Raw genomic sequence first — 22,236 nt, 5'->3', positions numbered from 1 at the left:
GCCCATGATGTCCGTCACGCGCTGCACCGCACCGATCACGTCGCTCATCGTGCGCCCTGCCTCGTCGACCAGCGTGGAACCCGACCGGATGCGCTCCACCGACGCGTCGATCAGCACCTTGATCTCCTTGGCCGCGGCCGACGAACGCTGGGCCAGGCTGCGCACCTCGCCCGCGACGACCGCGAAACCGCGGCCTTCCTCGCCGGCCCGCGCGGCTTCCACTGCTGCATTCAGCGCAAGAATGTTGGTCTGGAACGCGATTCCCTCGATGATCGCGATGATGTCGGCGATCTTCGCCGAGCTGTCGTTGATCTCGCCCATCGTGCCGACCACCTGGCCGACCACCGTATTGCCCTTGTTTGCAATCTCCGACGCATTCGCGGCCAGCGAACTCGCCTGGCGTGCATTGTCTGCGTTCTGCTTCACGGTGCCGGTCAGCTGCTCCATGCTCGACGCGGTTTCCTGCAGCGCCGCGGCCTGCTCCTCGGTACGCGACGACAGGTCGATGTTGCCGGCCGCAATCTGGCGCGCCGCGGTCGCGATCGACTCGCTGCCGCCGCGCACGGTGCGTACCGTATCGACGAGCCCGCGCTGCATCTTGCCGAGGCCCTCGAGAAGCTGGCCCATCTCGTCACGCCGGTCCACGACGATCGGCCGGCGCAGGTCGCCGGCGGCAATCGCGTCGAAATGCGCGAGCGCGTCGGCAATCGGGCGGCCGATCGCACGGCTCAGCGTCAGCCACGACACCACCGCGGCGGCGAAGCCGGCCGCCAGCGCGACGATGGCCAGCACACGCAGCGTCTCGTACACCGATTCCGCATGATCGAAGTTGGCTTGCGCGTCACTGAACTGGAAGTTGCGCAACGCCTCGCTCGCCGTCGAGAGATCGGTGTAGCGCGCCTGGAGCTGCTTGGCGCCGTCGCCGATGCGGTCGGCCTGATTCGCGCCGAGCACGCTCGCGAACGCGTCGCACTCGTGCTGCAACGCCTGCCGCTTCGCGGCGACGTCCTGTGCGATGCGATCCTCCTCCGGACCGCGCGGCAACGCGAGATACTTTTGCCACCAGGCGTCCGACTGCGCGCGCATCCCGCGGCTTCGCTCGATGGCAGCCGCCGCATCGGGCGTGCCGGCCAGGAGCGCCGCCCGGTCGAGGGCCAGCCGTTCGCGCGCCGAGTAGATCTCGGCAATCGAGACATCGACCGCGCTTGGCATCTGATTCGTGAAGATCTCGCGCGTCGTGCCGTTCGCGCGCGTCATTCCATACACGCCGAGCCCACCGATCACACCGAGGAGCACCGCCAGAAACGCCATCGTGAAACCGATGCGCGCACGAATCGTCAGGTTTTTGAACGCCATCATCCTTCCTGTGTTGCGTCGTAATGGACGGGACGGACCCGTCGCTTCGAAGCATTGCTTCACCTGATGCATTTACGACCAGACACCGCACAACTTGATGGCGTTTCCGCTATTTTTTCGAATTATTCGTCTGTTTATTACAAATAGCTGAACGAAAATACGTACATCACCGTGCACTGGCGTGCACGGCGATCAGAGGCGCTCCGTTGCCGGCGTGCAGCCCGGATACGCGGCCGGCCGTCGTTTGCGCCGAACCGGCCGCGATGCGCGATCCGGCCCTATCCGGACCTATCCGGCCAGTTCGGCAAGCGTGGGAATCGACGGTTGCGCGCCCGCCCGCGTGACCGACAGTGCCGCCGCGCGTTGCGCGAAGCGAATCGCGGTGTCGACGTCCGCGCCGGCCGCGAGCCGAGCGGAAAAGCCGCCGATGAAGGTATCGCCGGCCGCCGTCGTGTCGACGGCCTGCACGGCAGGCGCCGGATAATGCCGCGCGGCGCCGTCGGCCGTCAGCGCAAGCACACCCCGTGCGCCCAGCGTGACCAGCACGTTGCGCGCGCCGCCAGCCTGCAGCGCGCGGGCGGCGGCTTCGGCCTCCGCCGGGTCGCGCACCGGCAGCGCGGTCAACGCGGCCGCCTCGACCTCGTTCGGGATCAGGTAATCGACGAGCGGCAGCCAGCCGTCCGGCAGCGGCGCGACGGCCGGGGCCGGATTGAGCACCACCGTGCGGCCGAGCCGCCGCCCGGCCGACAGCGCCGCGAACACCGCATCCGGCGGCGTCTCGAGCTGGCAGATCACGACGTCGGCCGACGCCAGCGCGGCCTCGTGCCGCGCGACCGTATCGGTCGTGACCTCGCCGTTGCCGCCTGCGACGATCACGATCGCGTTCTGGCTCGCATCGTCGACGACGATCAGCGCGACGCCGGTCGACGCCGACGCGCTCGTCGCGAGCCCCGCGCAGTCGATCCCCTCGGCTTCGAGGCCCGCACGCAGTGCCGCGCCGTGCGCATCCGCGCCGACGCAGCCGATCATCGCGACCTGCGCGCCGAGCCGCGCGGCAGCGACGGCCTGGTTGCCGCCCTTGCCGCCCGCCGCCTGCGCGAACGCATGCCCGGCGAGCGTTTCGCCGGGCAGCGGCAGGCGCGGCGCGCGCACGACGAGATCCATGTTGAGGCTGCCGACCACCGTCACGCGGCCGGCGCCCGCCGCGGGCGCCGTCATGCGCGACCGCCGGAAGCCGGCGGCTCGCGGTAGATCGCCGTCGATTCACGCAGCACGAGACGCGGCGACACGACGCGACGGCGGCTCGGCACGGCCGACGAGCCGCCGCCGATGCGCTCGATCAGGGTCTGCGCGGCCATTTCGCCGAGCGCGCGCACCGACTGGCCGACCGTCGACAGCGCCGGATACGTGTAGCGGGAGAATTCGATGTCGTCGAATCCGATGATCGAACAGTCGTCGGGCACGCGCATGCCGCGCTCGGCCGCCGCACGCAGCGCGCCGACGCCCATCAGGTCGTTGCCCGCGAAGATCGCGCTCGGCCGCACCGATTCGAACAGCCGCGACGCCGCGTGATAACCGCCGAGGCACGAGAAGTCGCTTTCCGCGATCGCGCCCGGCACGATGTCGACACCGCGCTCGGCCATCGCACGGATGAAACCGTGCACGCGCATCGCGCTGACCGCCGTGTCGGTCGGCCCCGTGATGCAGCCGATCTTCGCGTGCCCGAGCTCGAGCAGGTGGCGCGTCGCCAGGTACGCGCCGCGCTCGTGGTCGATCTGCACGAGGTCGGCCGCAAGCCCCTCGATGTTGCGATCGACGACGACGAGCGGCGCATGGATGTCCGCAAGCGTCTGCGCGAGCACCGCATCCTCGCCCGCCGACGCGACGATCAGCCCGTCGATGCGCTTTTCCTGCAGCACGCGCAGGTAGTTGCGCTGCTTCACGGGATCGTCGTCCGAGTTGCAGAAGAACACGCAATAGCCATTGGCCGCGCACTGATCCTCGATGCCGCGCGCAAGCTCCGCGAAATACGGATTCGTGCTGTTCGGCACGACGAGGCCGATGGTCGCCGTCGCACGCGCCTTCAGCGAGCGTGCCACGGCCGACGGCACGTAATTCAGCTCGCGGATCGCGCCCTCGACCTTCGCACGCACATCCGCAGACACCGGCCGCGAGTTGTTCACCACGTGCGAGACGGTCGTAAACGACACGCCCGCCATGGCTGCCACATCCTTGATCGTCGCCATTTCCCGTTTCTCTCTGGTCTGTTCTGTCTGTCTTTCTACCGCACGCGCGTGCGCCGGCTGCGATACGTATCGAGCACGACCGCCACCACGATCACCGCGCCGGTGATGATCCGTTTCGTCGGCTCGTTCGCGCCGATCTGCGCCAGCCCCGCGGCCAGCACCGAGATGATCAACACGCCAAAGAACGTGCTGATCACCGAGCCGCGCCCGCCCATCAGGCTCGTGCCGCCGATCACGACGGCCGCGATCACCTGCAGTTCGAGGCCGACGCCCGCGTTCGGGTCGGCCGCCTCGAGCCGCGAAATCTGGAACAGCGACGCGAGCCCCGCGAGCGCGCCCATCAGCGCGAATACGAGAATTTTATACGGCCTCGGGTTAACCCCGGCAAGTCGGACGGCTTCTTCGTTCGTACCGATCCCGACGAGATAGCGTCCGAACACGGTGCGCGTCAGCACGAACTGGGCCGCGATCATCACCGCGACCGCGATCAGGAACGCCGGCGAGATGCCGAGCGCGATCGGGTTCGACAGGAAATCGAACGCGTCGCCGATATAGGCGGTGCGCGAATTCGTCAGCTGGTACGCGAGGCCGCGTGCGGCCTCCAGCACGCCGAGCGACACGATGAACGACGGGATCCGCCAGCCGACCGTGACCGCGCCCGTCAGCGCGCCCGTGACGGTCGCGACCGCGATGCCGATCAGCGCGGCCGGCAGCGGCCCCCACTGCCATTTCAGCGCGGCGACGCTGACCATCGACGCGGCGAGCGCGAGCACCGAGCCGACCGACAGGTCGATCCCGGCGATGATCAGCACGAAGGTCATCCCGACCGACATCACAACGAGATCGGGAATCTGGTTCGCGATCGTGCTGAACGTATCGTAGGTCAGGAAATGCGAGCTCAGCGTCGAAAACAGCACGATCATCGCGGCAAGCGCGCCGGCGAGCCCGAGATAGTTCGACAGGCCGAGCCGCGTGCCGGACAGCGTACGCGCGCGGCGCCCCGTCACGTCCTGCTGCGCGCCTGCGTCGGTCGGGGATACGGGAGGCTGGGTCATTGCTGTCGTCCTGTCGTCGAAGTGCCCGGAGCGGCGCCTTGCGCCTGCCCCGCGTCCGGATGCCGTGCGCCGTCCGGCGGCGTCTCGCGGCCGAAGCCGGCGAACGCCGCGGCCAGCAGTGCATCCTGGGTCCAGTTGCCGCGCTCGAACACGGCGGTCATGCGGCCGGCCGACATCACGCCGATCCGGTCGCAGATCAGCATCAGCTCACGCAGGTCGCTCGACACGACGACGAGCGCGCGGCCTTCGCGCGCGAGCGCGCCCATCAAAGTGTAGATCTCGAACTTCGCGCCGACGTCGATCCCGCGCGTCGGCTCGTCGAACAGCAGCACGCCCATGTCGCGCGCGAGCCAGCGGCCGATCACGACCTTCTGCTGGTTGCCGCCCGACAACTCGCCGACCGCCTGCGCCGCACCGTGCGTGCGGATTCGCAGCGCGTCGATCTGCTGCTCGGCGAGCGCCGTTTCACGCGCGCTGTCGACGATGCCGCCGCGCGCCAGCCGGTCGAGCTGGCCAAGCGACACGTTCGCGGTGATCGACTGCGTGAGCAGCAACCCCTCGCCCTTGCGATCCTCGGTGATCAGCGCGATGCCGTGCTTCACCGCCTCGACGGGCGAGCCGATCCGCACCGGCTTCGGCGGCTGGCCGATCGCGATCGTCCCCGCATCCGGCGCATCCGCGCCGTAGATCAGCCGCAGCAGTTCGGTACGTCCCGCGCCAATCAGCCCCGAGATGCCGAAGATCTCGCCCGCGCGCACCTCGAGCGACACGTCGCGCACCGCCGTCCCGCGGGTGAGGCCCGACACGACGAGCCGCGGTGCGCCGATACGGCGCTCGCCGAGATCGATGTGCTCGCCTATCTCGCGCCCGACCATCAGCGTGACGAGCCCGTCGGACGTCGTCGCCGCCATGTCGCCCGCGTGGACGAGCCGGCCGTCGCGCAGCACCGCGACCCGCTCGGCGACACGCGCGAGCTCCTCGAGCCGGTGCGAAATGTAGATGATCGCGACCCCGCGTGCCTTCAGCCGGTCGATCTGCTCGAACAGCAGCTCGACTTCACGCGCGGTCAGCATCGCGGTCGGTTCGTCGAGAATCAGCACGCGGCAGTCGCCGATCAGGTTGCGCGCGATCTCGACCATCTGCTGATGGCCGATGCCGAGCGCGCCCACCGGCGTATCGGGATCGACCGTGTCGAGCCCGACCTGGGCCATCGCGGCCCGTGCGTCGTCGCGCAACCGCGCGCGATCGATGATCCCGAAGCGCCGCGGCAGGCGGTTCAGGAATAGGTTTTCGGCGACCGTCAGGGTCGGCAGCAGGTTCAGCTCCTGCATCACCATGCGCACGCCGAGCGCCTCGGCCTGCGTCCGGCTCGCCGGCGCATAGGGCTGGCCGCCCAGCTGCATCGTGCCGGCGGTCGGCTCGACGAGGCCGCCGATGATCTTCGACAGCGTGCTCTTGCCGGCGCCGTTCTCGCCCGTCAACGCAAGCGCATGGCCCGCGTCGAGCGTCAGCGTGACCTCGGCGAGCACGGGTTCGGCATAGGTCTTGCCGATGCCGGATACGGACAGCACGGGAGCGGCTGCGCGGGAGGGTTGGGAAGTCGGGTCCATCGCGATCCTGGTTGCGGCCGCGCGCACGCGGCGCGCGGGTATGACGCTCACAAGTGCATGTGCATGCAGTGGCCGTGATCGCGCTCACCCCTGATAACGGCCGCCGCGCCCGATTCTTGAGGGCGGCGGCCGTATCGGGGTTGCGTCACTTCGTCACGAGATCCACCGGCGTCTCGACCACGCCCGACATGTCGGCCTGCTTGCGATGCTCGGAGATCGCCTTGAGCGCCGTGTCGATGCCGAACACGGCCTGCTTCGCCGCGTACTGATCGGCCGTCGCGAGCACGCGGCCGTCCTTCAGCATCGGCTTGATCGCATTGATGTTGTCGTAGCCGACCACGAACACCTTGCCCTGCTTGCCGGCCGCGCGCACGGCCGACACGGCGCCGATCGCCATGTTGTCGTTGCCGCACAGCAACGCCTTCAGGTTCGGGTATTCGTTGAGCATCGCGGCCGCGACCGCATTGCCCTTGTCGATCTCCCATTCACCGGACTGCACCGATACGACCTTCATCCCGCCCGCCTTCATCGCGTCCTGGAAGCCGGCCGTGCGCTGCTGCGCATTGGTCGTCGTCGACACGCCTTCGACGATGCCGACCTGGTCGCCCGCCTTCAGCCGCTTCGCGAGGTAATCGCCGATCTTGCGCGCGCCCTTGCGGTTGTCCGGGCCGACGAACGGTACGTTCAGGTTCTTCGATTTCAGCACGTCGGGATCGAGCCGGTTGTCGATGTTCACGACGATGATGCCGGCGTCGACCGCCTTCTTCACGACCGGCACGAGCGCCTTCGAATCGGCCGGCGCGAGCACGATCGCGTCGACCTTCGACACGATCATCTGCTCGACGATGCGGATCTGGTTCGCGGTGTCGGTCTCGTCCTTGATGCCGTTGGTGATCAGGTCGAACTGGTTCGCGTTGTGCTTCTGGTATTCCTTCGCGCCCGTTTCCATCGTCAGGAAGAACTCGTTGGCGAGCGACTTCATCACGAGCGCGACCTTCGGCTTGGCCGATGATTGCGCATGGACGGCCGGTGCGGCGGCAACCGCGACGGCGGCGAGCGCGGCGGTCAGGAAACGACGGCGAAAGAGGACATTCATACACATCTCCTGGCGACCGGCCCCAGGGGCCGGACTATTGTTTGACTGTTGTTTTAATGTAAGCAAACGTTTGCGCCACACTACCCGGGCAATGGCCATCGATGCTGCTGTTGGTACCACGAAATGGAAACGAGGCAGACGGCCGACTGCCTGACGCGTGCTGTTGTTTACGCGCCTCCGCCGGCGGGAAGCCGGCGGAGTGAAGGCTATGCTGTACCGATTCGCGCCGGCGCGCAACCTGTCTGATCAATATTTAGGGTTTATTCGGAGCGCGTGTCACGCCGGATCCCGCGGCGCCGGCTCGTCTTCATCGGCTGACGGCGGCTCGCCGAATCGGTTCGCGTGCGGCGTGCCGGCGATGAAGCCGTTCATCACGAACAACGCGAGCGCGCCGACGATCGGCACGAACAGCAACAGCATCCACCATCCCGACTTGTCGATGTCGTGCAGCCGCTTCACACCGACCGCGATCGACGACCACGCCGCGACGACGGCGACCACGACGAGCACCAGCATCGCCAGCAGCGGCAGATCGTCATCCGGCGAGCGGTGCGAATCCGCATCGAAAAACACGCTGAGCAACGCGGAAACCAGTGCGTAGATCCACCACGGCAGGCGTCCGATCCGGCCTTCGAAGGAAAAGAGAAACCATTTCAGGTTCATTGTTTACCTCTTCGTCACGCGTGTTGCGTGCTGTGCGCCATGTCGCCGAATGTGCCTGAACGGGCAATCCGCGTGCGTTGTGTGGCGAATGCGAACGGGCTGCCGGCCATATCCCCCGCGCTTCGTTCCGGCGTCGCGCAGGGTGTCGGTGAAGCGGGCCGGCCGATCGGGATGGTGCCGGAGAGTCGCGTCAACACCCGTCAGCCGGCATTCACGCGCATTGAATCACATGCAAGGAGAAATGGGGCGGCCGGTATGCAGGATGGCAAGGCCCGATGCGAGGCGCTCGAACGTGCCGTCTTGATTTCTCTCTGGCAGGCGAGCGCATGTCGCGCGCCGAGTGCGGGGATGAATCGGCAGGAAACCGCGATTGCGGCCGGTGATTCGGAGAGTCTGGGTCGAACAACCAGGCAGGCGGCAGATCGACTGCGCCGCCTGGTGCATGAGGGGACGTCGCGCCATCCGCGGTGATCGCGCGGACGGTGCACGACGTGCTGGCTTCAAACGGCTTCGCGCAACAGCCCCGCGATTTCGGCTTCGTTCAGGTGCGGCGCGAACATCTCGATCAGCCGGTACGCATACGCACGCAGGAATGCGCCCTTGCGCAGGCCGACCCGTGTCGTGCTCGCCTCGAACAGGTGCTGCGTATCGAGCGCGACGAGCCCCGTGTCGCGCTGCGGATCGTAGGCCATCGCCGCGACGACGCCGATCCCCATCCCGAGCTCGACATAGGTCTTGATCACGTCGGCGTCGATCGCGGTCAGCACGACGTCGGGCACGGCACCCGCCTGCGTGAAGGCCTGGTCGATGTGCGAGCGACCCGTGAAGTCCTGGTCGTACGTGATGATCGGGTACTCGGCGATTTCCTCGAGCGTCAGGTTCTCGCGACCGACGAGCGGATGGCCCTTCGGCACGACGACCGTGTGGTGCCACGAATAGCACGGGAACGTGACGATGTCCGGATAGCGGTCGAGCGCTTCGGTCGAGATGCCGAGATCGGCCTCGCCGTTCAGGATCATCTGCGCGATCTGCTGAGGGCTGCCCTGGCGCAGCGCGAGATGCACCTTCGGGAACACGTCGGTAAACTGCCGGATCACCTTCGGCAGCGCGTAGCGCGCCTGCGTGTGCGTCGTCGCGACGACGAGGTGGCCGCTGTCCTGGTCGGCGAACTGGCGCGCGACGCGGCGCAGGTTCTCGGCATCGAGCAGCATCCGCTCGATCAGCTGGTGCACGGCCTTGCCGGGCTCCGTGAGCCCCGTCAGCCGCTTGCCGCGCCGGATGAAGATATCGACACCCAGCTCATCCTCGAGATCCTTGATCTGCTTCGACACGCCGGACTGCGACGTGTACAGCACGTTCGCGACTTCCGTCAGGTTCATGTTCTGGCGCACCGCTTCGCGCACGAACCGCAATTGCTGAAAATTCATGGGTATGCCTCTTAGGCTGTCGTTGTTTGATTGTCTGATCGGAGCGCGCTCCGCCCCCTGCCCTGCATTCTGGCGTCAACGCGCGGGAAACACACGCACCGCGCGCGGCACGGCCGTTGCACCGTCGCCGACCTGCAGCGACAGCGCACGCCATGCGTCGCGATCGAGTTCCGCCTCGAGCGCGCCGCCTGCGCGCGCCTCGAGCTCCACGCGCACGGAACCGCCGAGCGGAATCACGCGGCGCACGTCCACCGCGATGCCGTCGCGATGCCCTTCGCCGGCCGGCCAGAGCTGCAGGTCGTGCGGCCGCACGTACGCGTTCGCAGGGCCCGCGAAATCGGCATCGACCTCGATCGGCGCAGCCGCGCCCTCGGCCACGAAGCCGCGCCCGGCGACCGTGCCCGGCAGCCGGTTGGCCGCGCCGAGGAACTCGTAGACGAACGCGCTCTGCGGATGATCGTAGACGTCCTGCGGGCTGCCGACCTGCTCGACGTGGCCGCGGTTCAGCACGACGATGCGGTCCGCGACTTCCAGCGCCTCCTCCTGGTCGTGCGTGACGAAGATCGTCGAGATGTGCAGGTCGTCGTGCAGGCGGCGCAGCCAGCCGCGCAGTTCCTTGCGGACCTTCGCGTCGAGCGCGCCGAACGGCTCGTCGAGCAGCAGCACCTTCGGCTCGACCGCGAGCGCGCGGGCGAGCGCGATGCGCTGGCGCTGGCCGCCCGACAGCTCCGACGGATAACGCTGCGCGAGCCAGTCGAGCTGCACGAGCTTCAGCAGCTCGTGCACCTTGTCGCGGATCACGCTTTCCGACGGCCGCTCGCGGCGCGGCTTCACGCGCAGCCCGAACGCGACGTTCTCGAACACGGTCATGTGGCGGAACAGCGCGTAGTGCTGGAACACGAACCCGACCTGCCGATCGCGCGCGCCGACCGACGCGACGTCGAGCCCCTGCAGCACGACCTGGCCGGCATCCGCGTGCTCGAGGCCCGCGATCACGCGCAGCAGCGTGGTCTTGCCGCAGCCGGACGGCCCGAGCAGCGCGACCAGTTCGCCGGGCGGGAAGTCGAGCGACACGTTGTCGAGCGCCGTGAAATCGCCGAAGCGCTTCTGAAGGTTACGGACGGTGATACCCATTCTGGTTGCCTCTTTACGATTTCGACGAAACGGCGGCGGGGCCGGCGTGTGCGGGAACGGTGTCGCTCGCGCCGGCCAGTTCGGCGGCGAGATGACGCTCGGCGATCAGTTTCAGCGCGAGCGTGACGAGCGCGAGCAGCGCGAGCACCGACGCCACCGCGAACGCTGCCGCGAAGTTGTATTCGTTGTACAGGATCTCGACGTGCAGCGGCATCGTGTCGGTCACGCCGCGGATGTGGCCCGACACGACCGACACCGCGCCGAACTCGCCCATCGCACGCGCGTTGCACAGGATCACGCCGTACAGCAGCCCCCACTTCACGTTCGGCAGCGTCACGCGGCGGAAGATCTGCCAGCCCGACGCGCCGAGCACGCGCGCGGCTTCTTCCTCGTCGGTGCCTTGTGCCTGCATCAGCGGAATCAGCTCGCGCGCGACAAACGGGAACGTGACGAAGATCGTCGCGAGCACGATGCCCGGCACCGCGAAGATGATCTGCACGTCGTGCGCCTGCAGCCACGGCCCGAGCCAGCCCTGCGCACCGAACAGCAGCACGTACACGAGACCCGAGATCACCGGCGACACCGAGAACGGCAGGTCGATCAGCGTCGTCAGCAGCGCCTTGCCGCGGAATTCGAATTTCGCGATCGCCCACGACGCGCACACGCCGAACACGAGGTTCAGCGGTACGGCGATCACGGCGACGGTCAGCGTCAGCTTGATCGCCGACCACGCATCGGGATCGGCCAGCGATTCGAGATAGAAGCCGATGCCTTTTCTCAGCGCCTCGACGAACACCGCGGCGAGCGGCACGACGAGGAAGAACGCAAGGAACGCCAGCGCGATGCCCGTGAGCAGCCAGCGCACGACGCGCGACTCGCTGACGGGGTCGAGCCGCTTCGCGGCGCGCCCTTGCGCGGCCGAAGACGGGGTTTTCAGCACGACGGTGGCCTCCTGGCTCATTGCTGGCCTCCTGCTGCGGCGGCGGTGACGGCAGCAGGCGCGGGACCGCTCGCGCCCTTGCTCGTGCGGCGCTGCAGATACCACTGCAGCGTGTTGATCAGCAGCAGCATCAGGAACGACACGACCAGCATCACGACCGCCAGCGCGGTCGCGCCCGCGTAGTCGTACTGCTCGAGCTTCGTGATGATGAGCAGCGACGTGATCTCGGATTTCATCGGCACGTTGCCGGCGATGAAGATCACCGAGCCGTATTCGCCGAGCGCACGCGCGAACGCGAGCGCGAACCCGGTGAGGAGCGCCGGCAGCACGGCCGGCAGCACGACGCGGCGGAACGTCAGCCAGCGCGACGCGCCCAGGCACGCGGCCGCCTCTTCCTGCTCGCGCTCGAAATCCTCGAGCACCGGCTGCACGGTGCGCACGACGAACGGCAGCCCGATGAAGGTCAGCGCGACCAGCACGCCGGCCGGCGTGAACGCGATCTTGATGCCGAGCGGCGCGAGATACTGGCCGACCCAGCCGTTGGTCGCGTAGACGGCCGCGAGCGAGATGCCGGCAACCGACGTCGGCAGCGCGAACGGCAGGTCGACGATCGCATCGACGAGGCGCTTGAACGGGAACGTGTAGCGCACGAGCACCCACGCGACGAGGAAGCCGAACACGGCGTTGATCAGCGCGCCGCCGAGTGCGGACGTGAACGTCAGCCGGTACGACGCGAGCACGCGCGGCGACGCGACGGCGGTGACGAACTGGTCCCACGACAGCGTCGCGGTCTTCAGGAACGTGGCGGCGAGCGGTATCAGCACCACGAGGCTCAAATAGGCCACCGTGATGCCTAGCGTCACGCCGAAACCGGGCAGCGCGCTCGGCTTGCGAAAGGTGTACGTCGTCATCGGATGCTCTTGCTGGGTCGATGCTGCTCATGGGTCCGACGCAAACGCCGGCGCGATGCTTTGCGCCGGCGGCCCGTCGAGGGTGCGGCGCGCTGTCGTGGCGCGCCGCTGTCGTTATGGTGTTATTGCGGCTTGTAGATCGAATCGAACACGCCGCCGTCCGCGAAATGCGTCTTCTGCGCATTCGTCCAGCCGCCGAAGGTATCGTCGACCGTGTACAGCTTCAGCTTCGGGAACTGCTTGGTCAGCTCCGCCGGCACGTTCTTCGAACGCGGCCGGTAGTAGTTGCGTGCCGCGATCTCCTGGCCCTGCGGGCTGTACAGGAAGTTCAGGTACGCCTCGGCCAGCTTGCGCGTGCCCTTCTTGTCGACCACCTTGTCCACCACCGCGACGGGCGGCTCGGCCAGGATGCTCACCGACGGCACGACGATCTCGAACTTGTCGGTGCCGAATTCCTTGACCGACAGGAACGCCTCGTTTTCCCATGCGATCAGCACGTCGCCGATCCCGCGCTGCACGAAGCTCGTGGTCGCGCCGCGCGCGCCGGAATCGAGCACGCCGGCATTCTTGTAGAGCTTCGTGACGAAGTCCTTCGCCGTCTGCTCGTTACCGCCCGGCTTGTGCTGCGCGTACGCCCATGCGGCCAGGTAGTTCCAGCGTGCGCCGCCCGACGTCTTCGGGTTCGGCGTGACGATCGAGATGCCCGGCTTGGTCAGGTCGTCCCAGTCCTTGATCCCCTTCGGGTTGCCCTTGCGCACCAAGAACACGATCGTCGACGTATACGGCGACGCATTGTCGGGCAGGCGCTTCTGCCAATCCTTGTTGACGAGGCCCTTGTTCGCGAGCGCGTCGATGTCGTACGCCAGCGCCAGCGTGACGACGTCGGCCTGCAGGCCGTCGAGCACCGAGCGCGCCTGCGCGCCCGAACCGCCGTGCGACTGCTTGAAGTTGACGGTCTCGCCCGTCTTCGCCTTCCACTCCTTGCCGAACGCCTGGTTGAAGTCCTGATACAGCTCGCGCGTCGGGTCGTACGACACGTTCAGGAAGGTCGTATCGGCCTGCGCGTGCGTCGCGACGCCCAGCGCCGCCGCCGCGCCCAGCGCGAGTGTTGCGATCAGGCGGCCCACTCCGCCCACCAGCCCCGTATTGCGCTTGCCCATCCTTGGTTCTCCAGTGTTGTCGGTATTGCGATGTCGGGCCAGTCTAGCGAACGGGTTACATGATTAAAAATAATCGTTCCTTATTTTTTAATACTCAAAAGTGCTAACGCAGACGGGATGGACGGTTGTGGCAGATAAACCGGCGTCCGGGCGTCGCAAAATCACGCCGGAACCGGCGTGATCGCGTCGAACCTCACGTAACACTTGAAATTCGCGAACTACTGTATAAAAATACAGCTCACTGTCTATCCATACAGTTGAGCCATGACCAAACTCACCGCCCGTCAGCAGCAAGTGTTCGACTTGATCCGTCGCGCGATCGAGCGCTCCGGATTCCCGCCTACCCGTGCCGAGATCGCGGCCGAACTGGGCTTCAGCTCGCCGAATGCGGCCGAAGAGCACCTGCGCGCGCTGGCGCGCAAGGGTGTGATCGAGCTGGCCGCCGGCGCGTCGCGCGGCATCCGCCTGCTCGGCATCGACGATGCCCCGCACCAGTTCACGCTCCCGCACGCCGGCCTGATGCAGCTGTCGCTGCCGCTCGTCGGCCGTGTGGCAGCCGGTAGCCCGATCCTCGCGCAGGAGCACATCTCGCAGCATTACGCGTGCGATCCCGCGCTGTTCACCAGCAAGCCCGACTACCTGCTGAAAGTGCGCGGCCTGTCGATGCGCGACGCCGGCATCCTCGATGGCGACCTGCTCGCCGTGCAGAAGCGCACGGAAGCGAAGGACGGCCAGATCATCGTCGCGCGTCTCGGCGACGACGTCACGGTCAAGCGCCTGATGCGCCGGCCGGGCGGTCTCGAGCTGATCGCGGAGAACCCGGATTACGAAAACATCTTCGTCAAGGCCGGCAGCGCGGAATTCGCGCTGGAAGGCATCGCCGTCGGGCTGATCCGCTCGGGCGAACTCTGACATTCCGTCTCGCTGAGGAGAACATCATGGAACGCCTTGCCCGCCTGCTGCCTTTCCGTCAATTCGGTCGCCTGCGCCACCTGCGCGGCCGCACGCCCTGCGCACCGCTGTCCGCGGCGGCGCCAGTGCAAGAAGAAGTCGCAGTCGAACGGCAGGCGTCCCTGCTGCCGTCGGCGCTCCCCGCTTTCGCGCGGGTATCGCTGAACGCCGGCCTGAATCACGCGGAACCCGCGCGCCGCGCGCCGGTGCGCGTCTATCACGGTCGCTCGCGCCTGATCATGGTCGGCACGATCGATGCCGTGTGCCGGATGATCGATCGCTGCATTGCAGAGGAACGATCGGCCACGCCAGGCGGTCTCTGATTGCGGAACATCCCCGCACCGGAGGCAACGTGACCGGATCTTCGGGCCGCGCATGGCGGCTCAAACCCCTGCTGATCATCGTGCTGGCCATCGCCGCCATTGCGGCGATCGGCTATGCCTACGCATCGCCGTACGTCGCGCTCGGCCGTCTGAAAACGGCGATCGATGCGCGCGATGCGCAGGCCATCAGTGAATATGTCGATTTTCCGTCGCTGCGCATCAGCCTGAAGCAGCAGGTCACGGAAGAGCTGATGCGCCGGATCGACGCGGTGAAGAAGAGCAATCCGTTCGCGGTGCTCGGTGCACTGATCGGGTCGGCATTGATCGGCCCGCTGGTCGATGCATACGCGACCCCGGAGGGCGTGGCCGCGCTGATGAGCGGATTGCCGCCGCGTGGGAATCCGGGGGAGCGTCCACCTGGCTTGTCGAATCTGCCACCAGGCAGCGATGCACCGGGCAACACACCGGCCGCATCGGCACCCAATCAGGCTTCGGCAAGCGCAGCCGCTCCGGGCAGCAACGCGGCGGCCGCATCATCGTCGCCCCCTGCTGCTGCCGCGCCGGCCAGCCCGGTCGATACAACGCATTCGCCGCATCAGCAGCAAACCAGCGCCGGCTACCGGAATATCGATGAATTCGTCGTGACCTACCAGCGCAGTGCCGACGGCACGCGCTATGCGGCGATATTCCACCGCTTCGGCCTGTTCTCGTGGAAGTTGTCCGCCATCGACCTGCACGCTTGACAGGGCTCGACAGGACTTGACTGGCTCGGGGTCGTCGCCCGAGCCACTGAGGCGGCGTGACTGCCTGACCGGCTCGGTTCGCCAGCCACGCAGTCATCGAATCATTGGATCATTTGCCGTTCGCCGTGGCCGCTTCACGCTCGCGTGCGATTTCGGCCTTCTGCTCTTGCGCCGACGAACACGCAACCAGAATGCTGCAGTTCACGCGATCGAGCAGTTGCGTGTTGCCCGAGCCCATCCACCATCTCGACAGCCCGCTGCGGCACCGGTGGCCGACGACGACGAGATCGGCGTTCAGTTCCGTCGCGAGATTCGCGATTTCGTCGATCGGATAGCCGAATGCGAAATGGCCTTCGGCCTGCACGCCGCGCTCGCGCAGCCAGTTCACCCCTTCCTGCAGGATTTCACGCGCGGTTTCCTCGAACCGGCCGCACGCGACGTCGGTCAGCAAACCCGCGCTCTGTGCAATGCTCGAGCGCATGTCGACGACCGACAGCAAATGCGTCTCGGCCTTCAGGTCCATCGCGAGATTGGCGCCGCAGCGCAGTGCCTTGCGCCCTTCGAGCGTGCCGTCGTAACACAGCAGAATCTTGTTGTAGCTAGCCATGAAACCTCCCTATCGCAACAACGAGCCTACGCATTCATCATGGTGCGCCGCAATTCAGGACGCAAGGGATGGAAAACGCTGATTCGCTCCGCGCGGCGCGTGCGCGATGATGCGGTGCACGATCGGTGCGCGCATGCATCGCACCGCACAGGCATGCCCTGAAGAGACGCAGCCGATGCACTAGAATGGCCCGTTCGTACTCCAGCGGGCCACCAGGCGCCGGCGTCGTGCGCGTCGGTCATGCCCGTGTGACAAGGCCATCGTCCGATCGGTTCGCCAACCGGCCACGCATCCGGCAGCGAAACGCTGCCGCGCCCGCATACAACGACAACCTACCCATGCTCGTTGCACCGATCGATTTCCGGAACGTCGAAAAGCGCTATGGCGACAAGCTTGTCGTCAACGGCCTGTCGTTCACCGTGCAGGCCGGCGAATGCTACGGCCTGCTCGGCCCCAACGGCGCAGGCAAGACCACCACGCTGAAAATGCTGCTCGGCCTCACGCACCCCGATGCAGGCACCATTTCGCTCTGCGGCGAACCGGTTCCATCGCGTGCTCGACATGCGCGCCAGCGTGTCGGGGTCGTCCCGCAGTTCGACAATCTCGACCCCGACTTCACCGTCCGCGAGAACCTGCTCGTCTTCAGCCGCTATTTCGGCATGTCGGCGCAGGCCGCGCACGCGCTCGTGAAACCCCTGCTCGAATTCGCGAAGCTCGAGAACAAGGCCGATGCGAAGGTCGGCGAGCTGTCGGGCGGCATGAAGCGCCGACTCACGCTCGCCCGTGCGCTCGTCAACGATCCCGATGTGCTGGTGCTCGACGAGCCGACGACGGGCCTCGACCCGCAGGCGCGCCACCTCATGTGGGAACGCCTGCGCTCGCTGCTCGCTCGAGGCAAGACGATCCTGATCACCACGCACTTCATGGAAGAAGCCGAGCGCCTGTGCGACCGGCTGTGCGTGATCGAGGAAGGCCGCAAGATCGCCGAAGGTGCGCCGCACGCGCTGATCGAATCGGAGATCGGCTGCGACGTGATCGAGATCTACGGGCCCGATCCGGCCACGCTGCGCGACGAGCTGGCGGCGTTCGCGAAGCACACCGAGATCAGCGGCGAGACGCTGTTCTGCTACGTGAGCGACCCGGAACCGCTCAGTGCGCGACTCAAGGGTCGCACGGGGTTGCGCTATCTGCATCGCCCGGCCAATCTGGAAGATGTGTTCCTGCGGCTCACGGGCCGCGAAATGCAGGACTGATCGAACATGGACGTGCGCAACTATTCCGCCACCGCCCCGTCGGCACCGCCACGCGTGTCCCGCTTCGCGATCGCGATGCCCGCGAACGCAACCAACTGGATCGCCGTCTGGCGGCGCAACTATCTCGTCTGGCGCAAGCTCGCGCTCGCGTCGATGTTCGGCAATCTTGCCGATCCGATGATCTATCTGTTCGGTCTGGGGTTCGGGCTCGGCCTGATGCTCGGCCATGTCGACGGCGTGTCGTATATCGCGTTCCTCGCGGCCGGTACGGTCGGCTCGAGCGTGATGATGTCCGCGAGCTTCGAGTCGATGTATTCGGGTTTCTCGCGGATGCACGTGCAGCGCACGTGGGAAGCGATCATGCATACACCGCTTGCGCTCGGCGACATCGTGCTCGGCGAGATCGTCTGGGGGGCCAGCAAGGCGATGCTGTCGGGGGCCGCGATCATGCTCGTCGCGGGGGCGCTCGGTTATGCGCAGTTTCCGTCGATGCTCGCGGCGCTGCCCGTGATCGCGCTCGCGGGCCTCGCGTTCGCAAGCATCGCGATGATCGTCACGGCGCTCGCACCGTCCTACGATTTCTTCATGTTTTATCAGACGCTCGTGCTGACGCCGATGCTGCTGCTGTCGGGCGTGTTCTTCCCGACCACGCAGCTGCCGCCGATCGCGCGGCACGCGGCGCAGGCACTGCCGCTCGCAAACGCCGTCGAGCTGATCCGGCCCGCGATGCTCGGCCGGCCGGCGACCGACGTCGCGCTGCATGTCGCGGTGCTCGCCGGCTACGCAGTCGGCGGGTTCCTGCTGTCCGCCTGGCTGTTCCGGCGGCGAATGATGCGCTGACGGCCGGCGCACCGGGCGCCGGCTTCATGCGACGACGTCACTCGTCGTCGTCGCTCCACGGGATTTCGACGTCGGTCAGGAACGCGACGGTCGCGAGCGGGCCACCTTCCTGGCGGCCGAGCTTGCCGTCCGCGCGATGCCATTCGACGCGGAACTGCGTGCCCGGATCGTCGGCGAGCAGATAAACCGTGCGCAGTTCTTCCTTGTCGGCTTCGTCCACCGGGCCGTCGAACGACACCAGCATCTTCTGCGGCCACAGGCCGTTGACCGGATCGTAAATGCGATCGCCTTGCGGAATGTCGATGCTGGCCTCGACGCCGATCGTTGCGGAGGCCTCGATGATCATCGTGCCGAGTGCATTCAGCACGGCAGTCGCCCGCGCGGAATTGGCCTGGCGGATCGCGAGATCGCCGCGCGTCAGCGCCTTTTCGAGTCGAGGATGAATCTTCGGTTGGGTCATGCGTTTTCCTGTTTGCTTCTTGTAAATGGCGCCGCACGCGTGAAACGGCGGCGCCGGATGAATACGACGATTGCGCCCGGCCGGCGCACCGCTTGCGCGCGTCAGAACCCGAACGCGACCGCGAGCAGGCCGCTCGCGATCCCGAACACGACGACAAGGATCGCGACGATGGCCAGCATGTAAGGCTTGAACGAACGCGCGAGCATCGCGAGCGACGGCACGCTGATCGGCGGCAGCGTCATCAGCAGCGCGGCGGCCGGGCCGACGCCCATGCCGAGCGACAGCATCGCCTGGATGATCGGCACCTCGCCCGCCGTCGGGATCACGAACAGCATGCCCGCGACCGCGAAGGCGACGATCCAGCCGAGATGATTGCCGATGTCCGGGCCGATATGCGGGAACAGCCATGCGCGCGCGGCGCCGAGCAACAGTACGAGCACGATGTATTCGGGCACGAGCCGCACGGCCATGCGCGCGAGCAGCTTCATCCAGCGCACGAACGGATTGCCGGCCGCGGCCTGCTCGGCCGCCAGCGCGGCGAGCTGCGCATCGTCGATGCGGGCGTCTTCAGGGCGCGCGATCCGGTTCAGCAGATAGCCGATCCCGAATACCATCGCGACGCCGAGCACGAGGCGCAACGCACTCCAGTGCCAGCCGAGCACTAAGCCCATGAAAACCAGCGCCGCCGGGTTCAGCACCGTGTTGCCGAGCCAGAACGCGACCGCGCCGCCCGGCGAGGCATGGCGTGCACGCAGCCCCGCGACGACCGGCGCCGCACAGCACGTGCACATCATGCCGGGCAACGACAGCAGGCCGCCCGCGGCGACGCTGCCGAAGCCGGTGCGGCCGAGCACGCGCGCGACCCAGTGCGCGGGCAGCAGCGCCTGCACGGCCGAACCGAGCAGCAAGCCGAGCACCATCGCCTGCCAGATCGCCTTGCCGTACGCCCAGGCGTAGTCGAGCGCGGCCTTCAGCGACGGCTCGGGCGCGGCCGCCGACGTGCCCATCAGGATCGACTGTCCGATCGAATGATGCTCGGCGGCAACGAACGCCTTGTTGTAGTAGGGGAACCATTTCACATAGAACAGCCCCGCGACCGCGATCAGCAGGAAGGTCATCCAGCCGAGTGCCGGACTGGGTTGGGTGCGTGTGGTCGTCATCGTGTGATTGTCGATTGGTTATTGTCGGTGGCGGGCTTCACGCCTGCCGCAAGCGCGGCCGACGCGGGCAGCCCGGCCTGCGCGAGTTGCGCCAGCAGCGTGCGCGCCTGGTCGCACGCATCGGCCGCGTTGGGCCGAAACGTGAACGTCAGCGCGCGGTTCGGCTTGTTGTACGTCGCGCGATAAGTGCGCGCATAGGCGGGATCGTAATGCTTGTCGATCAGTTCGGTGAACAGTTCGGCACGCGCGCCGGCATCGATCAACGCCTTCCAGTGCGTCACCTGTTCACGGCTGTGCAGGCCGATCAGCCGGTGCAGCTGCGCCTTGAACGCGTCCGGTTCGTCGAACAGGTGCGCGTAATCCTCGAGGAGGAACGCGATGCGCTCGTCGTGCGCCGCGTCGACATGCACCCACGGCCCTGCGTGAAACGCTTCGATCAACGCGATCGGCAACTGCACGAGCCCGATCCTGCGGCTTTCCGATTCGACGAACACCGGCCATTCGGGGTCGAAACGCCCCAGTGTTTCGACGAGCCCCGAATCGAACCCCTTCTGCGCCGGCTGCGGTTTGCCCGGCAGCGCGCCGAGCAGCGAACCGCGATGGCACGCGAGCGCCTCGAGATCGAGCGTCTGCGCGCCCGCGTCGCGCAGCGCGTTCAGCAGGCGCGTCTTGCCGCAGCCCGTATGGCCGACGAGCGCGATGTAGCGAAAGCGCGTCGGCAGCGAGTCGAGCGTCGCGCACACCGACTGGCGGTACGACTTGTAGCCGCCGTCGAGCTGGCGCGCCTTCCAGCCGATCAGGTTGAACCAGGTCGTCATCGAGCCCGAGCGCTTGCCGCCGCGCCAGCAGTAGATCAGCGGCCGCCAGTTGCGCGGCCGGTCGGCGAACGTCGTGTCGAGATGACGTGCGATGTTGCGTGCCACCATCGCCGCGCCGACGCGCGTCGCCTCGTACGGCGACACCTGTCGGTACATCGTGCCGACGAGCACGCGCTCCTCGTTGCTAAGCACGGGCGCGTTCAGCGCGCCGGGGATATGATCCTCGGCGAACTCGAGCGGCGTGCGCACGTCGATGATCTCGTCGAACTCGCCGGCGCGATCGAGGGTGACAATCAGGTTCTTCAATTTGGCGTCGAACAGGGGCGATGCGGCTCGATGAGCCGCATGGGCACGGAAGGCGGATTGGCGATTATCTCACGGGCCGGCGTCTCGGGCCGCGCGCGGCGGCCGGCGGCGGCGATGCGGCCTGCATCGCGTCGATCAGATGGTCGCGGAACGCGCGAACCGACGCGGGCAGGTCGCGCCCCGCCATCGTCTGCACCTGGATGCTACGCTCGCGCAACTGCGGGTTCGTCACGGGCACGACGACGAAGCCGTCCGCGGCGCAGCGGTCGCGCACCGACAGCAGCCCCGTGAACATCACCGCGCCCGTGCGTCGCGCATAACCGTACATCGCCGCCGTGTTGTTGCTCGTCAGTTCCGGTTCGAGCAGCAGCCCGTCGAGCGCGCATGCGATGTCGATCAGCTGGCGCACCGTGGTGCCGGCCTCGGGCAGCACGTGCGGGTGACACGCGACATCGGCGAGCGACACCGCTTCACGCGTCGCGAGCGGATGGTCGCGCCGCACCAGCGCGAAGATCGGCGCGCGCTCGGTATGCTCGACGCGCACGCCCTTCTCCGGCGCGAGGCTGAAGCTCAACGCGACGTCCACGTCGCCGTCGCGCACGCGCCGCGTCGCTTCCGCCGGCGACACAACCCACACCGAGAAATCGACGCCCGGATGGCGTGCCTTGAAGCGCGCGAGCGTGCCGGGCAGGAAATCGATCGCGAACCCTTCCGAGCAGGCGATCTTCAGCAGGCTGCCGTGCAGCGCGTCGAGCCCGCTGATGTCCTTCATCACGTGCTCGGCCTCCAGCAGGCTGCGCTGCGCGAACGCCAGAAGCCGCTCGCCGGCCTCCGACAGTGCCATCCCGCGCGGCCGGCGCTCGAACAGCGGTGCGCCGAGCTCGCTCTCGAGTTTCGCGATCTGGCGGCTGATCGCCGAGACAGCCACGTGCAGCCGCGCGGACGCGTCGCTGATCGAACCGGTGCGCGCCACCTCGACGAAATACCGCAACGCCAGGCCATGCAGGAAAGCCGCCATCGTTCTGTCCCCACCCGGCTGCCGGCCGCGCTGCTTTGCCTTTTCGGCAAAGAAAGGTTCGAAATTCGATCATTGTGACAAAAAAAACGGCTTTCTAGAATCGATCGCACTTCACGCTGCACGCACGATCCGCCGCGTGCAGCGAACCCGACAGAGGAG

At 67.1% G+C, this 22,236-nt stretch carries 23 protein-coding genes; 6 read left to right on the top strand and 17 right to left on the bottom strand.

Translation table 11 applies throughout. The features are described 5' to 3' along the window. The 7 genes from L810_RS03665 to L810_RS03635 form a co-directional block, all read right to left on the bottom strand. Positions 1 to 1,356 (bottom strand): methyl-accepting chemotaxis protein (locus tag L810_RS03665; protein ID WP_042973068.1); only part of this gene is annotated, 1,356 nt, incomplete at its 3' end. A gap of 288 nt (positions 1,357 to 1,644) precedes the next feature. Continuing rightward, the gene (rbsK, locus tag L810_RS03660; RefSeq protein WP_021157020.1) at positions 1,645 to 2,574 is read right to left on the bottom strand and encodes a ribokinase; all 930 of its coding nucleotides are present in this window, start codon (positions 2,572 to 2,574) and stop codon (positions 1,645 to 1,647) included. Next, on the bottom strand, positions 2,571 to 3,602 hold the full coding sequence (locus L810_RS03655; RefSeq protein ID WP_027787474.1) for a LacI family DNA-binding transcriptional regulator: 1,032 nt from the start codon (positions 3,600 to 3,602) through the stop codon (positions 2,571 to 2,573). The genes rbsK and L810_RS03655 overlap by 4 nt, the downstream gene beginning before the upstream one ends. Positions 3,603 to 3,637: 35 nt before the next feature. Then, positions 3,638 to 4,657, bottom strand: coding sequence for an ABC transporter permease (locus L810_RS03650; RefSeq protein WP_027787475.1), 1,020 nt, complete (start codon positions 4,655 to 4,657; stop codon positions 3,638 to 3,640). Beyond that, on the bottom strand, positions 4,654 to 6,267 hold the full coding sequence (locus L810_RS03645) for a sugar ABC transporter ATP-binding protein (RefSeq protein ID WP_042973065.1): 1,614 nt from the start codon (positions 6,265 to 6,267) through the stop codon (positions 4,654 to 4,656). Before L810_RS03645 ends, L810_RS03650 begins: the two co-directional genes overlap by 4 nt. Positions 6,268 to 6,412: 145 nt before the next feature. After that, positions 6,413 to 7,363, bottom strand: a complete 951-nt coding sequence (locus L810_RS03640) for a sugar ABC transporter substrate-binding protein (protein WP_021157018.1) — start codon at positions 7,361 to 7,363, stop codon at positions 6,413 to 6,415. 276 nt (positions 7,364 to 7,639) lie between these two features. Then, a complete protein-coding gene (locus tag L810_RS03635; RefSeq protein ID WP_021157017.1) occupies positions 7,640 to 8,026 on the bottom strand; it encodes a DUF805 domain-containing protein in 387 nt (128 codons plus the stop codon). A gap of 39 nt (positions 8,027 to 8,065) precedes the next feature. Between L810_RS03635 and L810_RS46865 the strand changes: the two genes are divergently transcribed. Beyond that, complete coding sequence (locus tag L810_RS46865; protein ID WP_155836110.1) at positions 8,066 to 8,497, top strand: hypothetical protein; 432 nt, start codon at positions 8,066 to 8,068, stop codon at positions 8,495 to 8,497. Between the two features lie 29 nt (positions 8,498 to 8,526). On the opposite strand, the gene L810_RS03630 is transcribed toward L810_RS46865, so the two are convergent. From L810_RS03630 to L810_RS03610, 5 genes are all read right to left on the bottom strand, one after another. After that, complete coding sequence (locus L810_RS03630; RefSeq protein ID WP_006484201.1) at positions 8,527 to 9,453, bottom strand: CysB family HTH-type transcriptional regulator; 927 nt, start codon at positions 9,451 to 9,453, stop codon at positions 8,527 to 8,529. Positions 9,454 to 9,528: 75 nt separating this feature from the next. Continuing rightward, the gene (locus tag L810_RS03625; protein WP_021157015.1) at positions 9,529 to 10,587 is read right to left on the bottom strand and encodes a sulfate/molybdate ABC transporter ATP-binding protein; all 1,059 of its coding nucleotides are present in this window, start codon (positions 10,585 to 10,587) and stop codon (positions 9,529 to 9,531) included. Positions 10,588 to 10,600: 13 nt separating this feature from the next. Then, positions 10,601 to 11,548, bottom strand: a complete 948-nt coding sequence (gene cysW, locus L810_RS03620) for a sulfate ABC transporter permease subunit CysW (protein ID WP_021157014.1) — start codon at positions 11,546 to 11,548, stop codon at positions 10,601 to 10,603. Continuing rightward, entirely contained in the window at positions 11,545 to 12,438 is an 894-nt protein-coding gene (gene cysT, locus L810_RS03615; RefSeq protein WP_021157013.1) for a sulfate ABC transporter permease subunit CysT, read from the bottom strand. Before cysT ends, cysW begins: the two co-directional genes overlap by 4 nt. Positions 12,439 to 12,560: 122 nt before the next feature. Next, positions 12,561 to 13,598, bottom strand: coding sequence for a sulfate ABC transporter substrate-binding protein (locus tag L810_RS03610; protein ID WP_021157012.1), 1,038 nt, complete (start codon positions 13,596 to 13,598; stop codon positions 12,561 to 12,563). A gap of 264 nt (positions 13,599 to 13,862) precedes the next feature. Between L810_RS03610 and lexA the strand changes: the two genes are divergently transcribed. From lexA to L810_RS03595, 3 genes are read left to right on the top strand one after another with little or no spacing between them, the layout of a single operon-like run. Then, a complete protein-coding gene (lexA, locus tag L810_RS03605; protein WP_006754655.1) occupies positions 13,863 to 14,510 on the top strand; it encodes a transcriptional repressor LexA in 648 nt (215 codons plus the stop codon). A 26-nt stretch (positions 14,511 to 14,536) separates the two neighbouring features. Next, positions 14,537 to 14,872, top strand: a complete 336-nt coding sequence (locus tag L810_RS03600; protein WP_006476078.1) for a hypothetical protein — start codon at positions 14,537 to 14,539, stop codon at positions 14,870 to 14,872. 29 nt (positions 14,873 to 14,901) lie between these two features. After that, positions 14,902 to 15,615 carry a DUF2939 domain-containing protein gene (locus L810_RS03595; protein WP_021157011.1) on the top strand — a complete coding sequence of 238 codons (714 nt, stop codon included), beginning with the start codon at positions 14,902 to 14,904 and terminating at the stop codon, positions 15,613 to 15,615. 109 nt (positions 15,616 to 15,724) lie between these two features. Here L810_RS03595 and L810_RS03590 read toward each other — a convergent pair whose 3' ends face one another. Continuing rightward, a complete protein-coding gene (locus tag L810_RS03590; protein WP_021157010.1) occupies positions 15,725 to 16,222 on the bottom strand; it encodes a universal stress protein in 498 nt (165 codons plus the stop codon). A 338-nt stretch (positions 16,223 to 16,560) separates the two neighbouring features. On the opposite strand from L810_RS03590, the gene nodI reads away from it, so the two are divergent. Together nodI and L810_RS03580 are read left to right on the top strand one after the other, a co-directional pair. Continuing rightward, complete coding sequence (gene nodI / locus L810_RS03585) at positions 16,561 to 17,475, top strand: nodulation factor ABC transporter ATP-binding protein NodI (protein WP_021157008.1); 915 nt, start codon at positions 16,561 to 16,563, stop codon at positions 17,473 to 17,475. Positions 17,476 to 17,481: 6 nt separating this feature from the next. Continuing rightward, positions 17,482 to 18,315 (top strand): ABC transporter permease, encoded by an 834-nt coding sequence (locus L810_RS03580; RefSeq protein WP_021157007.1) that lies wholly within the window; start codon positions 17,482 to 17,484, stop codon positions 18,313 to 18,315. A 37-nt stretch (positions 18,316 to 18,352) separates the two neighbouring features. Here L810_RS03580 and L810_RS03575 read toward each other — a convergent pair whose 3' ends face one another. The 4 genes from L810_RS03575 to L810_RS03560 form a co-directional block, all read right to left on the bottom strand. Next, complete coding sequence (locus L810_RS03575; protein WP_021157006.1) at positions 18,353 to 18,775, bottom strand: hypothetical protein; 423 nt, start codon at positions 18,773 to 18,775, stop codon at positions 18,353 to 18,355. A gap of 101 nt (positions 18,776 to 18,876) precedes the next feature. After that, positions 18,877 to 19,935: a permease gene (locus L810_RS03570; RefSeq protein ID WP_021157005.1), complete on the bottom strand. Its 1,059-nt coding sequence runs from the start codon at positions 19,933 to 19,935 to the stop codon at positions 18,877 to 18,879. After that, positions 19,932 to 21,059, bottom strand: coding sequence for a tRNA 2-selenouridine(34) synthase MnmH (mnmH, locus tag L810_RS03565; RefSeq protein ID WP_021157004.1), 1,128 nt, complete (start codon positions 21,057 to 21,059; stop codon positions 19,932 to 19,934). The genes L810_RS03570 and mnmH overlap by 4 nt, the downstream gene beginning before the upstream one ends. A 64-nt stretch (positions 21,060 to 21,123) precedes the next feature. After that, positions 21,124 to 22,077, bottom strand: coding sequence for a LysR substrate-binding domain-containing protein (locus L810_RS03560; protein WP_021157003.1), 954 nt, complete (start codon positions 22,075 to 22,077; stop codon positions 21,124 to 21,126). Positions 22,078 to 22,236: the final 159 nt, after the last annotated feature.

Origin of the sequence: Burkholderia sp. AU4i (genome assembly GCF_000466765.1) — a bacterium.
GTDB classification, from domain to species: Bacteria; Pseudomonadota; Gammaproteobacteria; order Burkholderiales; family Burkholderiaceae; genus Burkholderia; species Burkholderia cepacia.
Note: the sequence above shows the minus strand (reverse complement) of the source record. Positions and strands in the feature narration are given on the sequence as shown.

Excerpts from the sequence above, each read along its gene's own strand:
- nodI (WP_021157008.1), top strand. The coding sequence starts at position 16,561 with ATGCTCGTTGCACCGATCGATTTCCGGAACGTCGAAAAGCGCTATGGC.
- L810_RS03600 (WP_006476078.1), top strand. The coding sequence starts at position 14,537 with ATGGAACGCCTTGCCCGCCTGCTGCCTTTCCGTCAATTCGGTCGCCTG.
- L810_RS03635 (WP_021157017.1), bottom strand. The coding sequence starts at position 8,026 with ATGAACCTGAAATGGTTTCTCTTTTCCTTCGAAGGCCGGATCGGACGC.
- L810_RS03580 (WP_021157007.1), top strand. The coding sequence starts at position 17,482 with ATGGACGTGCGCAACTATTCCGCCACCGCCCCGTCGGCACCGCCACGC.
- L810_RS03610 (WP_021157012.1), bottom strand. The coding sequence starts at position 13,598 with ATGGGCAAGCGCAATACGGGGCTGGTGGGCGGAGTGGGCCGCCTGATC.
- L810_RS03575 (WP_021157006.1), bottom strand. The coding sequence starts at position 18,775 with ATGACCCAACCGAAGATTCATCCTCGACTCGAAAAGGCGCTGACGCGC.
- L810_RS03630 (WP_006484201.1), bottom strand. The coding sequence starts at position 9,453 with ATGAATTTTCAGCAATTGCGGTTCGTGCGCGAAGCGGTGCGCCAGAAC.
- L810_RS03625 (WP_021157015.1), bottom strand. The coding sequence starts at position 10,587 with ATGGGTATCACCGTCCGTAACCTTCAGAAGCGCTTCGGCGATTTCACG.
- lexA (WP_006754655.1), top strand. The coding sequence starts at position 13,863 with ATGACCAAACTCACCGCCCGTCAGCAGCAAGTGTTCGACTTGATCCGT.
- rbsK (WP_021157020.1), bottom strand. The coding sequence starts at position 2,574 with ATGACGGCGCCCGCGGCGGGCGCCGGCCGCGTGACGGTGGTCGGCAGC.
- cysT (WP_021157013.1), bottom strand. The coding sequence starts at position 12,438 with ATGACGACGTACACCTTTCGCAAGCCGAGCGCGCTGCCCGGTTTCGGC.
- L810_RS03640 (WP_021157018.1), bottom strand. The coding sequence starts at position 7,363 with ATGAATGTCCTCTTTCGCCGTCGTTTCCTGACCGCCGCGCTCGCCGCC.
- L810_RS03655 (WP_027787474.1), bottom strand. The coding sequence starts at position 3,602 with ATGGCGACGATCAAGGATGTGGCAGCCATGGCGGGCGTGTCGTTTACG.
- L810_RS03650 (WP_027787475.1), bottom strand. The coding sequence starts at position 4,657 with ATGACCCAGCCTCCCGTATCCCCGACCGACGCAGGCGCGCAGCAGGAC.
- L810_RS46865 (WP_155836110.1), top strand. The coding sequence starts at position 8,066 with ATGTCGCCGAATGTGCCTGAACGGGCAATCCGCGTGCGTTGTGTGGCG.
- L810_RS03570 (WP_021157005.1), bottom strand. The coding sequence starts at position 19,935 with ATGACGACCACACGCACCCAACCCAGTCCGGCACTCGGCTGGATGACC.
- L810_RS03645 (WP_042973065.1), bottom strand. The coding sequence starts at position 6,267 with ATGGACCCGACTTCCCAACCCTCCCGCGCAGCCGCTCCCGTGCTGTCC.
- L810_RS03560 (WP_021157003.1), bottom strand. The coding sequence starts at position 22,077 with ATGGCGGCTTTCCTGCATGGCCTGGCGTTGCGGTATTTCGTCGAGGTG.
- cysW (WP_021157014.1), bottom strand. The coding sequence starts at position 11,548 with ATGAGCCAGGAGGCCACCGTCGTGCTGAAAACCCCGTCTTCGGCCGCG.
- L810_RS03590 (WP_021157010.1), bottom strand. The coding sequence starts at position 16,222 with ATGGCTAGCTACAACAAGATTCTGCTGTGTTACGACGGCACGCTCGAA.